This window comes from Actinoplanes sp. NPDC026623 (genome assembly GCF_040638275.1).
Classification (GTDB): Bacteria; Actinomycetota; Actinomycetes; order Mycobacteriales; family Micromonosporaceae; genus Actinoplanes.
The window spans coordinates 20082-33231 of sequence record NZ_JBEZXZ010000094.1 but is presented as its reverse complement, the minus strand read 5'-3'; the positions used below and the strand labels follow the sequence as shown (position 1 = coordinate 33231).

At 69.9% G+C, this 13150-nt stretch carries 13 protein-coding genes, 2 tRNA genes, 1 other RNA gene and 2 pseudogenes; 7 read left to right on the top strand and 11 right to left on the bottom strand.

The genetic code is table 11. The annotated features are described in order from the left end of the window. The 5 genes and pseudogenes from AB0F10_RS25460 to ffs form a co-directional block, all read right to left on the bottom strand. Positions 1 to 112 (bottom strand): annotated as a pseudogene (locus AB0F10_RS25460) (RecX family transcriptional regulator); the annotation flags it as partial. After that, positions 95 to 646, bottom strand: a pseudogene (recR, locus tag AB0F10_RS25455) (recombination mediator RecR); the annotation flags it as partial. The pseudogenes AB0F10_RS25460 and recR, both read right to left, overlap by 18 nt. A 4-nt stretch (positions 647 to 650) precedes the next feature. Continuing rightward, positions 651 to 959: a YbaB/EbfC family nucleoid-associated protein gene (locus tag AB0F10_RS25450; protein WP_360629836.1), complete on the bottom strand. Its 309-nt coding sequence runs from the start codon at positions 957 to 959 to the stop codon at positions 651 to 653. Between the two features lie 96 nt (positions 960 to 1055). Next, positions 1056 to 4316, bottom strand: a complete 3261-nt coding sequence (locus AB0F10_RS25445; RefSeq protein ID WP_360629833.1) for a DNA polymerase III subunit gamma and tau — start codon at positions 4314 to 4316, stop codon at positions 1056 to 1058. 86 nt (positions 4317 to 4402) lie between these two features. After that, an RNA gene (gene ffs, locus AB0F10_RS25440) (signal recognition particle sRNA small type) lies at positions 4403 to 4498 on the bottom strand. Between the two features lie 82 nt (positions 4499 to 4580). Here ffs and AB0F10_RS25435 point away from each other — a divergent pair. From AB0F10_RS25435 to AB0F10_RS25415, 5 genes are all read left to right on the top strand, one after another. Next, a tRNA-Ser gene (locus AB0F10_RS25435) sits at positions 4581 to 4668 on the top strand. Between the two features lie 497 nt (positions 4669 to 5165). After that, positions 5166 to 5393 (top strand): hypothetical protein, encoded by a 228-nt coding sequence (locus AB0F10_RS25430; RefSeq protein WP_360629830.1) that lies wholly within the window; start codon positions 5166 to 5168, stop codon positions 5391 to 5393. Positions 5394 to 5801: 408 nt separating this feature from the next. Continuing rightward, a complete protein-coding gene (locus AB0F10_RS25425) occupies positions 5802 to 6110 on the top strand; it encodes a TM2 domain-containing protein (protein WP_360629827.1) in 309 nt (102 codons plus the stop codon). An 869-nt stretch (positions 6111 to 6979) separates the two neighbouring features. Then, positions 6980 to 7390 (top strand): hypothetical protein, encoded by a 411-nt coding sequence (locus AB0F10_RS25420; protein WP_360629824.1) that lies wholly within the window; start codon positions 6980 to 6982, stop codon positions 7388 to 7390. Between the two features lie 334 nt (positions 7391 to 7724). Next, positions 7725 to 8360, top strand: a complete 636-nt coding sequence (locus AB0F10_RS25415; RefSeq protein WP_360629821.1) for a PilZ domain-containing protein — start codon at positions 7725 to 7727, stop codon at positions 8358 to 8360. Between the two features lie 11 nt (positions 8361 to 8371). On the opposite strand, the gene AB0F10_RS25410 is transcribed toward AB0F10_RS25415, so the two are convergent. The 3 genes from AB0F10_RS25410 to AB0F10_RS25400 form a co-directional block, all read right to left on the bottom strand. Next, complete coding sequence (locus tag AB0F10_RS25410) at positions 8372 to 8701, bottom strand: STAS domain-containing protein (RefSeq protein WP_360629818.1); 330 nt, start codon at positions 8699 to 8701, stop codon at positions 8372 to 8374. Between the two features lie 109 nt (positions 8702 to 8810). Continuing rightward, positions 8811 to 9332 (bottom strand): DUF6886 family protein, encoded by a 522-nt coding sequence (locus tag AB0F10_RS25405; protein ID WP_360629815.1) that lies wholly within the window; start codon positions 9330 to 9332, stop codon positions 8811 to 8813. 104 nt (positions 9333 to 9436) lie between these two features. Further along, positions 9437 to 9646, bottom strand: coding sequence for a hypothetical protein (locus AB0F10_RS25400; RefSeq protein ID WP_023562955.1), 210 nt, complete (start codon positions 9644 to 9646; stop codon positions 9437 to 9439). 966 nt (positions 9647 to 10612) lie between these two features. On the opposite strand from AB0F10_RS25400, the gene AB0F10_RS25395 reads away from it, so the two are divergent. Next, entirely contained in the window at positions 10613 to 11026 is a 414-nt protein-coding gene (locus AB0F10_RS25395; RefSeq protein ID WP_360629810.1) for a glutaredoxin domain-containing protein, read from the top strand. 188 nt (positions 11027 to 11214) lie between these two features. Here AB0F10_RS25395 and AB0F10_RS25390 read toward each other — a convergent pair. Next, positions 11215 to 11304: transfer RNA gene (locus AB0F10_RS25390), tRNA-Ser, on the bottom strand. Between the two features lie 108 nt (positions 11305 to 11412). Here AB0F10_RS25390 and deoD point away from each other — a divergent pair. Further along, positions 11413 to 12120, top strand: a complete 708-nt coding sequence (deoD, locus tag AB0F10_RS25385; protein ID WP_360629807.1) for a purine-nucleoside phosphorylase — start codon at positions 11413 to 11415, stop codon at positions 12118 to 12120. On the opposite strand, the gene tadA is transcribed toward deoD, so the two are convergent. Next, positions 12117 to 12563, bottom strand: a complete 447-nt coding sequence (gene tadA, locus AB0F10_RS25380) for a tRNA adenosine(34) deaminase TadA (RefSeq protein ID WP_360629804.1) — start codon at positions 12561 to 12563, stop codon at positions 12117 to 12119. The two genes, deoD and tadA, sit on opposite strands and share 4 nt — an antisense overlap. Beyond that, entirely contained in the window at positions 12563 to 13084 is a 522-nt protein-coding gene (locus AB0F10_RS25375; RefSeq protein WP_360629801.1) for a tRNA adenosine deaminase-associated protein, read from the bottom strand. The genes tadA and AB0F10_RS25375 overlap by 1 nt, the downstream gene beginning before the upstream one ends. Positions 13085 to 13150 lie beyond the last annotated feature (66 nt).

The window sequence follows — 13150 nt, the reverse complement described above, 5'->3', positions numbered from 1 at the left end:
CGACCTCGTCGTAGCGGTCGAGCACCTCGGCGATCACCTCGGCGGAGATCTCCTTGCGGGCCAGGGCCTTGGCGAGCTCCGCCCGGGTGCGTGGGTCGTCGGCGTACTCCAGGTCGCCGCCGACCGGCAGGCCGCTGGCCAGCCGGGTGACAGCGATGCCCATCGGCTTGATCATGATCGCGAGGTAGGTGGCCGTGGCCTCGCCCTCGGTGTTCGGATCCGTGGCGAGGATCAGCTCCTTGATCTCGCCCGTGCCGAGCCGGATCAGCAGCTCCCGGATCCGCAGGTTGTCGGGGCCGATGCCCTCGAGCGGATTGATGGCGCCACCCAGGACGTGATACCGACCGCGGAACTCACCGGTCCGCTCGATCGCGACGACGTCCTTGGGCTCCTCGACGACGCAGAGCACGTCGTTGCTGCGACGGGTGTCGCGGCAGACCCGGCACTGCTCGGACTCGGCGACGTTGAAACAGGTCGTGCAGAAGCGGACCTGCTCCTTGACCTTGCGCAGGGCATTGGCCAGCCGGGTCACGTCGGCGGGATCGGCGGACAGGACGTGGAAGGCGATCCGCTGGGCGCTCTTCGGGCCTACGCCCGGCAGCCGCCCCAGCTCGTCGATCAGGTCCTGGATGGCGCCCTCGTACACGGGCTCAGAATCCCGGGAGGGAGAGGCCGCCGAGGCCGCCGGTGGCCGGACCCATCTTCTGCTCGGTCAGCTCACGCACCGCCTCGGAGCCGTTGTGGATCGCGGCGAGCACGAGGTCCTCGAGCGTCTCGATGTCCTCCGGGTCGACGGCCTTGGGGTCGATCTTGATCGACTTGAACTCCCCCAGCCCGGTCACCACGACCGTGACCAGGCCACCGCCGGCGGTGCCGACGACCTCGGCCTCGGCGAGCTCGGCCTGCGCCTGCGCGACCTGCTGCTGCATCTTCTGCGCCTGCTTCATGATCTGCTGCATGTTCGGCTGTCCACCGGGGCGCATCGCATAGCTCCTTACGAAAGGGGATAGTCGCATCCATTGTCCCGCGCGCCCCACCGGTCGCACGGAACCGGGTCAGGACTCGCTGATCTTCTCGGCGCCGAGCGCGTCGCGGAGCAGTTGCACGGCCTGCTGCTCGCTGCTCTGCCGGGCGGTCTTCTCGTCGATCACGTCGTCGAGGGGCTCGTCGCCGGGATCGAAGCCCTCGAACGCCGCGCCGCCGCCGGGCCCCTGGGAACCACCGTGGCCCGGCCCCGCACCGCCGGGACGCACCGGGCCGTCGTACTCGGGATCGTAGGGCGCTTCCTCCGTCGGCGAGCCGTCGGACCAGGCGCTGTTCCTGCCCGCCGCGGCGGCGTTGCCGCCGTTCTTGTTCGCCGCCGCGTTACCGCGTCCGGCACCGGCCGCCGCCGCACGGGCCGCGGCGAGACCGCTGGACGCCGGCCGCCCGGCGCTTGCCGGAGGGGCGGAAGCCACCGCAGATGCGGGTGCGCCGTTGCGGGCCGTCACGGGATCACCGGCCGCGGCACCGAGGCCCGGCGCCCCGCGGCCCGCCGCAGCAGGACCGCCACCCGAGGCACCGCTGCCCGGCGCAGCCAGGCCGCCGCCCGCGACTCCGGGGCCGGCGTTGGCAGGGCTGCCACCCGCGACGCCGAGACCCGCAGTGGCGGGGCCGCCACCCGCGACGCCGGTCGGCCCGGACCCGCCGCGCTCCCCGGCACCCGGCGACCCGGGGTAGGCGCCGCCCGGGCTTTCGGAGCCGTCGAAGCCCCGCCCGCCGGCCGGGCCGTCGAGATCCGGTGCGCCCGCCGGGTCACTCTGCCCCACGCTCGGGTCGGCGTAGCCGGGACCGGCGGGGGCGGCCTCCCGGTCAGTTTCCGGCGCGCCGCCCAGCCTGGCCGGCTCCGGCCATTCCTCGTCCTCGTCCGCCGCGGCGGCGGCCGATGGACCGACCGCGGCCGTCGCCGGCCCGCCCGGCCGCGCCGGCTCCGGCCATTCGTCACTGTCGTCGCTCGCCGCGCTCGGCTGCTGCGGAGCGTCGCGGCCGGCCGCCGCGGCACGAGGCGCGGGCTCGCGCCCACGCGTCGCGGCACCCACGCCGTCCGAGGCCTGCGGCGGCGCGCCGCGCCCGGAGAGATCGTCCGGAGAACCCTGGTCCTGGGGGGCGCGTGGCGCCGGGCCGGCTGGCCCACCCTGCGGAGCACGCGGAGCGGGACCGGAGACGGCAGAAGCGCCACCCTCACCCGCGACGTCGCAGCGGATCTGCCAGCGGCCGCCGAGCGCCTCATAGAGGGCATCGGAGAGCAGCGCCGGCTCGGCGGCGACCATCTTCGCGTGCGCGGGGAAGCGGAACGTGAGCACCACGGTCTGGCCGTCGAGGTCCCGCACCGTGGCACCCTGGGCGAGCGCGGCGATCTTCTTACTCTTCCGCCCGACCGCGACCATGATCTCCGGCCAGACCTCCCGGATGGAGGCGACCGAGAGCCGGCCGGGCGCCGCGAAGCCGGCATCGACGGGTTCCACGGGCGCATCCGGCATGATGCCGGCGGGCTCCGGCGAGCGGGCGGCGGGCGCCCGACGAGGGTCCTGCTGCGCCGGCGCCCCGGACACCTGGGCGGAGCCCGGGACGGCCGAAACCGGACCGGCCGCCGCAGCGGACGGCGCGGCGGAGACCGGAGCGACCGAACCGGACGGCAGGGCCGAAACGGGAGTGGCCGAGCCAGGCATCGCCGAGACCGGTGCCACGGACGCCGCCTCACCGCCCTCGGCATGCACCGGGCCGGGCATGGCCGAGACCGGATCGACGGATCCCGGCCCGGCACCCGGTGCCGAGGCGACGATCGCAGAGTCAGCGGCCCCGACGCCTCCGGCCGCGGCTACGGCAACCTGCGCCGGACCATCCTGCGTAGCGCTGGCCTGCGCGGCACCACCCTGCGCGACACCACCCTGCGCGGGACCGCTCTGCGCGGGGCCGGTCTGGGCAGGACCGGCCTCAGCAGGACCGGCCTGTCCGGTCGGACCGGACGCCGGCGCGCGTCGGCCCGCCGCTGCGGCCGCGGCGCGGGCCGCCGAAATCCCGCCGCCCCCACCGCTGCTCGCGGCCGGCGCGGCGGACGCCCCCGCGGGCGGCGCGACCTGCGGGGAGTCGTGCTGGGTGCGGACCTCGTCGGCGCCCAGCGTGAGCCGCCGCTCCATGCGCTCCAGCCGCTGGAGCAGCGCCCCACTCGAATCGTCCGCGCCCGGCAGCAGCATGCGGGCCGTGATCAGCTCGAGGAGCAGCCGCGGCGCGGTCGTGCCGCGCATCTCGACCAGGCCGTTGTGCACGATGTCGGCGCAGCGGGACAGCGTCGCCGGACCGAGCCGAGTCGCCTGCGCGCCCATCTGATCGAGCTGGTCGGCGGGGCCGTCGATCAGGCCCTTGGTCACGGCGTCCGGAATCTGCTGCAGGATGATCAGGTCTCGGAAGCGTTCGAGCAGGTCGGAGGCGAAGCGCCGGGCGTCGTGTCCGGCCTCGGCGACGCGGTCGATCGTCTGATAGGCCGCCGCACCGTCGCCCGCGGCGATCGCGTCGCACATCTCGTCGAGCAGCGCCGCGTCGGTGACGCCGAGCAACTCCACCGCCCGGGTGTAGCCGACGCCCTCGGGCCCGGCACCGGCGATGAGCTGGTCGAGCACGGACAGGGTGTCCCGGGCGCTGCCGCCGCCGGCCCGGACGACCAGCGGAAGCACCGCGGGGTCGACGTGCACACCCTCCGCCTCGGTGAGCTGCTGGAGGTAGGGCCGCAGCACGGCGGGCGGGATCAGCCGGAACGGATAGTGGTGGGTGCGCGAGCGGATCGTGCCGAGCACCTTCTCCGGCTCGGTCGTCGCGAAGATGAACTTGACGTAATCCGGCGGCTCCTCGACGAGCTTGAGCAGCGCGTTGAAGCCGGCCGGCGAGACCATGTGCGCCTCGTCGATGACGTAGATCTTGTAGCGGCTGCTCGCCGGCGCGAAGAACGCCTTCTCCCGCAGGTCACGAGCGTCGTCGACACCACCGTGGCTGGCCGCGTCGATCTCGATGACGTCGATCGAGCCGGCGCCGTCGTTGGTGAGCGATCTGCAGGAAGCGCAGACCCCGCACGGCTCGGGCGTGGGACCCTGCTCGCAGTTGAGCGAGCGGGCGAGGATGCGCGCGCTGGACGTCTTGCCGCAGCCGCGCGGACCGGAGAAGAGATAGGCATGGTGCAGCCGGCCGCTGCGCAGCGCCTGCGACAACGGCTCGGTGACGTGCTCCTGCCCGATGACCTCGGCGAAGGTCCGCGGCCTGTACTTGCGGTAGAGGGCTAGTGCCACTCCTGCCACCTCCTGGACGACCGCGCCATTCTCCGTCGAGGGTGTGACAAGAACAAACCGCGTCCCGCGTTGGTGGGTATCGGGAACGAAAGGACCCCCCGTGCACCCGTCAGAGCTCGCTTATCCTTGCTGCCTTCCGGCCCTGGGGAGGTTCACAAGATGACGCCGCACGAGGGGCTGCCGACTAGAGTACCTGGCACCACCAACGCGCCGCCCCGGCCCTCCCGCCGACGCCGGCTCCGACGGGTCTGTATCCTGTCGGACGGAGGATTCGCCTAGTGGCCTAGGGCGCACGCTTGGAAAGCGTGTTGGGGGAAACCCCTCACGAGTTCGAATCTCGTATCCTCCGCCAGCTTGACCAGCACGAACGTTGAAGGCCGGACCCAGCGGGTCCGGCCTTCCGCCTATCTCCGTCTCACTACCGACCCCGCCGAGGCCGTCCCGCCCTTCTCAGCCTCATCCTCTTCAAGATCAAGTCGCGGGGGCCGGCACCCTGCCGCTTCGCCCTCTGGCTCGCCAGGCCGACCTTCCGGCGGCTCGACTGGCAGCCGGCCGGCCGAGAGGCACAGCCCACTTGCCACGGTCGCTGATACACAAATCGTGAAGACGACCGCTGATCCCCAGCCGCGATCCAGGACCGCGTCCAGCGAGAGCCAACCGAGCAACAAGATCGAATCCCGTAGCTCGGCCTTTCGTTGGAGCGGGTCAATGCGGCCAGTGACGAGCGTTGCGCCTCCACCGGGCCCCAGGCGCGAACCCATCGACTGGCGTCCGCGGCTCACCGTTCTCGCCGCCCCTCCCCATTCGCCAGTCAGTGCTTGCAAGACGGTCCGATAAGGAGAAAGTCGCATGGCGGACTACGACACCTACCGCGAGTTACAGGAAAAGGAGCGCCAACGACGGATGGACAATGAGGGCGGCGGCAATGGTGGCTGCTCACCCGCCCTCGGCTGTCTTGCGTTCTTCGTCGTCCTGTTCATCATCGGATGCCTGATCGTGGGTTTGATCTATTGGCGCGATGACAACAAGCCCGATCTTTTCAGTGCAAGGATCTCATCGGCATCGATCAGCAGGTGAGCACCTAGACCGCATGGCGCCACACCATCGCCGTGTGCATGTTCGCCCACGCGTTCCTCGCTGTCCAGCACGCCGACCTGCACCGCGACACCAGTACCAGCACCGGCGATCCGGCGATCGGCCTGGGAAAAGCAGCAGCCCACCACCCACCCGTGCGGCAGGCCCCGGACTGGCTGAGCCCGGACTGCTCGCCCACAGCAGCGTCGCCGACGTCCGGAACCTCCTCACGCAGACCGTCCTGCACGCCGCCGCGACCGACGCCACAGCCTGCGCTGGGGTCCGGATCTGGCCGTAAGGCGCGGCGCATGAGGCGTTGTGCCATGGGTCATATGAAGCAGGTAACGATACGACGAGGCGCCAAAATGCCGATCTGTAAAGCAGCAGAAGCCACCTGAACCTGGAGGACACATGACAGTTCCCATGCACCACGCAGGCGACCAACTTGTCCGTCAGATACAGGCACAGTCTGCATACGACGACGTCAAGAAGTCCGCAGGTGTCGCATTTGCGCTCTGGTTCTTCTTGGGCATGCTTGGTGCCCACCGCTTCTATATCGGCCACAAGGGCGTAGGAATCGCCATGCTCCTGACTTTCGGCGGATTCGGATTCTGGGCGCTGATTGACGCGTTCTTTATTCCAGGAGCGGTACGTGAAGTCAACGCATCGAAGAAGCGGTCGATCTTCGCACAATTCGGCATGCCCGTTCTCACGGCGTAGCCAATTTGTCACTGGCCGCTTGTGCTGATGCCAGGCTTGAGGTTGCCAAGCCCGGCTTCGGCGTGCCATCACGCGGCTTGAAGTACAGCCCTAGCGGGCGAGGCCTCTCGGCACGGCCTACCATGCCGAAGAATTCTCACGGCCGATCGGCGGCAGTCGCTGGTGATCGTCTAGCTCGCTGGACGCAGGTCATGTCCGTTTCCGATGGCTGGCGGACAAGTGCTGCGCAGAATTGGAAAGCGTGTTGGTGGAAATCCCTCACGAGTTCGAATCTCCTATCCTCCGCCGGCTCGACCGGGACGAACGCTAGGGCCGACCCCTCGGGGGATCGGCCCTACTGCGTGAGTGGCCCAGGCGATCCCCGAACCGCCCTCTTCTCGCCAACCCATTTGGCGACGTCGGCTCGGATCGGGCCACCCCGCATCCCGCTCGTGCCCAGAGGATGTGCAGCACGGTGGCCTGCGTGTGCCACGCGACGTTCGATGGTCACGATCGGCCGCCGGGCCTCTGCAGATCCGCCGATTTCACCGTGCTCCTCGAGGCGCGGAAATGTCCGAGCGAGATAATCTGAAGGTGGTCATCCATCCCGGTTGATCGACCGTGATAGATTCCCACGCATAGTGAGGGCGATGCTCATTCGTCGCTGAAAGTCAGCAACAGAAAATCGGGGACAGATGCGTATCACCAATCCACCGCCGATGTCTTTGCGGACAGTGACCCGCTCGGCCTGCCTCGCGGTTGTTGTTGGACTATTAGCTGCTTGCACCGGTCCAGGGAAAACACCTCGGTCCGCTCCGACGGCGTCAGCCCCGGCCAAGGCCTCGTGCAGCAGCAGAACCGTTTCGTTCGGGCCGCTGCTCCGCAGGACCGTGATCACCGAGATCTCAGACGTAACTCGTGTCCGCCGGGACACGCCCTTTGTCACCAGGCTACGACCGGTCCGCAGCGTGGTGCCCGCGGTGGAGGGGGCGGGCGTCGTCGACGCCACGTCTGTCTTCGCTGCGTTCGCGCGGAAGGTCGGCCCTGACGCGGGACGGCTCGGCGAGGAATCCCCTCGCGAAGAAGCGCCCGGCCAGTGGACGCTCGCAGCATCCGGCGCAGCCGTGACATACACCTCCGTTCAGATCGTGGAAGCAAGCTTCACCGAGCGGTGCGGAGACGTCGCGGCAAGCGGCGTCGTGACATCTTGGGATCGATCGCGGAGCGGCATTATGCAATGCGACTTGAAGCCGCAAGGCACTGAGGATGTCGTGAAAGAGGCAGTCGCATTGGCCTGCTGAGATAACTGACCTGCGGAGAAATGCGGACGGCGCAGACACCGCTCCCGGGTCCAGGTCGAAGTGCCCCGCGGCGTCGCCACATGAGCAACAGACTCAGATCGGCGAGAGGCACGCCGGAGGTGTCGTCCGCTCAATTCGCCTGGTCCCTGTCAGGAGCAGTCGAGGCGGCGCCGGCGCCGGCCCCCGCGTGTCCGCGCTACGGACTGCGGGCAGGGCCGGCACCCACCCCCAATTGCCGGTTTCTTGATCCGGACGCCGGACCCCATGGCTATCGTTCCCACTAGGGAGGTGCCCGCACACCCGTTTGCGGACGCAACGGTGGGGGGAGGACCAAGTGAGCACTACCCTCGCGGACCTACCCGACATCAACGATCTTGTCGACGTCACGCTCGACTCGCGCGCCGAGCCGCTCGCCGCGGTGATCAGCGCCGTGACCCCCGAGACCGTGCTGCTTCGCGAACCGATGGACCGCACCGGGCGCATTGTGCGACCCGAGACCGGCGAGCGTGGCCTGCTCGTCTGGGGCGAGGGCAGCCAGCTGAAGCAGGCGCCCATCGCGGTGCTGGAGACGAGCGGTGCGCCCGCACCGACCTGGCTGATCCGCCTGACCGCGCAGCCGGAGCGGACCCAGCGCCGCTCTTTCGTACGGGCCAATGTGAGCATGCCCGTCGTCGTGCGGCACGAGGGCGTCGATCTCGAGATCGCCGCCGTCGACCTCAGCGAGGGCGGCATGCGCTGCTACACGGGTTCGGATGTCACCTTCGGCCGGGGGGATTCGGTGGTCGCGGAGTTCGACCCCGGGCGGGTGATCTCCGCGTCGGCGACGGTGGTCCGCATGCGCCGCGGCGACGAGGAGCGGCCGACCGAGCTCGGGCTCCGCTTCACGGACCTGAAGATGGGCGAGGCGGACGAGATCCGCAGGTACGTCTTCCGCCAGCTACATGAGCAGCGGCGGCGCGGAACGGGGTGAACCCGAGCGGGCTACATCTGGGCCGCGGCGATCGCGTCGTCCACCTCGGGGAAGATGGCGAAGTACCGGCTCAGCCCCACGGTCTCCAGCAGCGCGGTCAGGAACTGGTTCGCCCCGGCGAAGCTCAGCCACCCGCCGCGCGCGGTGATGACCTGTTTGGCGGTGATGAAGGCGCTGAGCCCCACGGAGTCGCAGAACTTCAGGTCGTTGAGGTCGACGACGATCCGCGGCACCGGGCGTTCCAGCAGCTCCGCGATCAGGCCGTGCAGTTGGGTGGCGGTATGGGCATCGAGCTCGCCGCTCAGGCGCAGCACGGCGACATCGGAACGGGTGTCAGTCACAGTGGCCTGCATGGGACATCACTTTCGTCCGGGTTGGGTGGATTTACAGGCTAGATCAACCCAGGCGGCCACCAGCGGACAGTTCGTCCGCCGATTCACTTTCGCGACCTCACTTTCGGGGCGCGGCGTACCGCAGCCGGATCCCGCTGAACCCCAGCGTGCTGGCGGCGACCTCGTCCATGAACGCCCACAGGTTCGCCACCAGGCGCAACTGGATGCCCGCCGCCTCGTGCAGCGCGAGCAGGTCGCCGACCGGCTCCGCCGGCCCGAGCGGCGTCACCGGCCTGGTCGCGACCATCGCGTACGGTGGCGCGCCGAACGGCTCGAAGGCTTCCGCGTCGAAACGGTACGCATACAGCCGCACCGAGCGCAGCGCCGGCAGCCAGCCGTACTCGATGGCGTGCACGCGAGCGCCCGACAGGAGGCGACGGTCGGCGTCCGTGGTCTCGGCGCGGGGCCAGGCGAGCACCCGGGGACAGTCGCGCGGAAACCAGTACGAGGGCGCGTGCTCGGCGTCGACCGCCCACACGTACGCCTCGGGCTGTTGCGCCGTGGCGGCGACGTGCGGAACGAACGCGGTGAGGCCCGGATTCTCGGAGAAGTGCAGCACCTGGCCGGGTTCGGGACGCATGACCGAGAAGTAGCACATCGGGCCGGACCCCGCGGGGTCCGGCCCGATCGAAGATTTGGCTGGCCGAGAAGTTCAAGCGTGCGGCGCAGCCCGGCTCCTGGCGCCTAGAGCTTGCGCCACTGCCAGCGTGGGCCACGCCACGCGTCGGCCAGGATCAGCGCGGACGCCTTTCCTGGACACTGCTGCACCTTGGATTTGCCCTGAGGTCCACCCATCTGAGCTTCGACCTCCCAGACTTCTCCGTCGGTGCGGACGTAGACATCGCGGCGCGCGAGCCGGATGTCACCATTCCACCAGTGATGCTCAACTCTCACCTGACCAACCTTAGGGCAGACATAGACACCTCTGCGCGAGGCCGTCTTGTGAATCTTTTTCGCCGCCAGGTTAGGACGGGTTGTCCGATCCGGTGGATTCCGGCGCTACGCCTTGCAAAGACGCGACATATTAGGGCGGCGTGGTACCTGTCACTATGAGTAATCTTCCCAGGTAACAACGCCGGTCCGCCAGGGACGAAACGGTAGCAACGCCCACCTGTCACCTGATCAGCGAGCTTGATCATGGCGAGGGCGGCGCGAAATAGTACCGATCCCGGACGCGGCGTCCGGTCAGGCCGGAAAAACTTGACACGGTGCGTGATCGACGACAATTCGCGCAGGGTGTCCCACGAGACGCAAAACGGTCGGGCCGGAGGGTCGGCGCGGGAGCCTCCGGCGGCCGGCTCGGGCGACGGCCGTCCAGCGACCGCCCGCCTCGCGGCGATCGCGGCAAGCGAGCCGGTCAGCCGCCGGGCTCGGCGCGGCCCCTTCGGCCCCAGCCAGCGGAAACCGCGGCCAACCGGCACCGCGGGATCGGCCGTCGCCGGCACCACGCGGCGATCGACACCGAAGAGCGACGACGCCGCCGGCGGATCATGCGCGGTATCGCCGCGAGCCGGCCGCGCGCCCCCGCGTCCGGCATCCGAGAATCCGCCCACCCGCCGCTCACAGAGTCACCCAGAGTGACACCGTCCCCGGATGCCGGACCGGCCGGCCGGACCTGGGCACCGAGCCGGGAAATTCACCCATCACGGGCGAGTGACCCCTCTTTCCGAGTGGGGAGACCGGCGCCGGGCGGCGCGATATCGGCCCAAGGAAGCAGGCGAGCCGGCGGCGAGGGACGGCTCGCCGCTGAGGGACGAGGCGCGAACTGGGCGCGGCGGGTCGGGATCCGGCTGTCTGCAAGATCGTGACCCGCCCGGCGAATGTCGAAGGCCCGCACGGACCTCGCGTAGCGTCGAACCCATGTTTCGTCGATGGACACTCGCGGGCGTGGTCCTGCTCGCCGGCCTCGCGGCCGGGATCACCACGGGCTCCCCGATCATCGTCGTGGTCTTCGCCGCCCTGGCCGCCGCGGCCTCCCCGCTGATCTTCCCCCGCTCCGAAACGGCGGCCGAGGCCCAGACCCGAAGCGTCGAGGACGGCCGGGCCGTAATCTACTGGCGGCCGGGCTGCCCCTTCTGCGTGCGCCTGCGTGCCACCCTCGGCCCCGCCGCCCGCCGGGCTCACTGGGTGGACATCTGGCGCGACCCGGAGGCCGCGGCGGCGGTGCGCGCGGTCGCGGACGGCAACGAAACGGTCCCGACCGTCGTGCTTGACGGCGTGCCGCACGTCAACCCCGACCCGGGATGGCTTCGCAAGCAGCTGCTCGCGGCCTGAGCGATCAGCCCTCCGGCTCCGTCCGGTTCTCCTCGATCCGCGTCGCCGGCTCGCCGGGCCTCCTGAGATGCGGAAGTCACCAAGACAGGCTCGTGTCGAACCACCATGCTCGGCGAGCGTTCGAAAGAGGCCGAAAAGAGAGGCGCCCGGTGACTCGCTGGGAGTCACCGGGCGCCTGCCCTGCTTGCTGGCGGTGGTGAAGGGATTTGAACCCTTGGAGGGCTTGCACCCTCACACGCTTTCGAGGCGTGCTCCTTAGGCCGCTCGGACACACCACCGCGAAGTAGGTTACCCGACGCCCGGCCGGGCCCGTCGCCGGGTGTCCCTCCCGCGCGAACCTTGAGGTCATGGCGCCTGTGGCGGGCCCGCCTGGCAGGATCCTGGTCATGAGTGTGCACATCGGCGCGCAGCCGGGCGACATTGCCGAGCGGGTTCTCCTACCCGGGGATCCGATGCGGGCGAAGTGGATCGCCGAGACGTTCCTGAAGGATCCCGTCTGTTACACGCAGGTGCGGGGCATGCTGGGTTTCACCGGCACCTGGCAGGGCGTGCCCGTCTCGGTGCAGGGTTCCGGCATGGGCATGCCTTCGGCCTCGATCTACACCCACGAGCTGATCAACGAGTACGGCGTGAAGTCGCTGATCCGGATCGGCTCCTGCGGGGCGCTGGCCGAGGATCTTCAGCTTGGTGACGTCATCGCCGCCATCGGGTCCGCCACCGACTCGAACATGAACCGGGCCCGGTTCGACGGGCTCATCGACTATGCGCCCGTCGCGGACTTCTCGCTGCTGCGCACCGCGGCCGACGTCGCCGACCGGCGGGGCATCGCGATGCGGGTCGGCCCGATCCTGGCCGCGGACGCGTTCTACACCGACCGTCCCGACCTCTACGACTCGCTCTGCGACTACGGCGTGCTCGCCGTCGAGATGGAGTCCGCCGCCATCTACACGATCGCGGCCCGCTACGGCGCCAAGGCGCTGACCATTCTGACGGTCAGCGACCACATCAAGCGCGGCGAGAAGATGGACTCGGCGCGGCGCGAGCAGGGCTTCTCCGACATGGTGCAGATCGGCCTGGACACCGCGATCAGCTAATGCCGGAAGAACGTGCGCAGCATCGCCGCGCACTCGTCCTCCAGGATGCCCGCGTAGACCTCTGGGCGGTGGTTCAGGCGCCGGTCCCGGACCACGTCCCAGAGGGAACCGACCGCGCCGGTCTTCGGCTCCCAGGCCCCGAAGACGAGCCGGGACACCCGGGCCAGCACCAGCGCTCCGGCGCACATCGTGCACGGCTCCAGCGTCACCACCAGGGTGCAGCCGTCGAGGCGCCAGCTTCCGGTGAGCACGGCGGCCCGGCGCAGCGCGATGATCTCCGCATGCGCGGTCGGGTCGCCGTTCAGCTCGCGCTCGTTGCCGGCCGCGGCGAGTTCCTCACCGTCCGGGCCGTAGACGACCGCGCCGACCGGGACGTCCTCCGACGATGCGGAGGCGACGGACAAGGCCCGCCGCATCCACTGCTCGTGCTTCGGCCGGAGCATCAGGCCTCGCGCAGCTCTTCCATCTCGTCGCCGCAGCCCAGTTTCTGGCAGATCTCGGCGGTCACATCGGCCGGCAGCATGCCCTCGAGCCCGCACAGCGTCAGCAGCCGGTGCGAGCTGACCCCGAGGTCGGCCAGGACCTCGACGTCGCCGACCGGGTCGGCGTCGGGATCCGCGGCCGGCCGCTCGTCCTCGTCGTCCGAGCCGGGCCTGGGCGTCGTCAGGTCGTCGAGTTCGAGCGCCGGCGTCTCGATGTCGGCCAGCAGCAGCGCGCCGAGCCGCGACTCGTCGGCGTACGCCGAGTCGGAGCCGAAGACCCGCAGGTCCTCGCCCTCGTCCAGGCGCAGAATCACCAGGTACTGGTCGTCGGCCTCGACGAAGAGCAACGACAGGTCGGCGTCCGGCTCGGCGTCGCGGAGCCGGTCCACGACCTCGTCCAGGTCGGCGATGCCGGTGAGCTCCAGCTCCGAAGCCGCCCACCCGTTCTTGCCCCGGACGACGGCGGCAGCGAAAATCGACACGAATCCCCCCACGGAACTGTGGTCCTCAGCGCCTGACGGTAACCGTTGACGCGGCGCAAGTGCAGC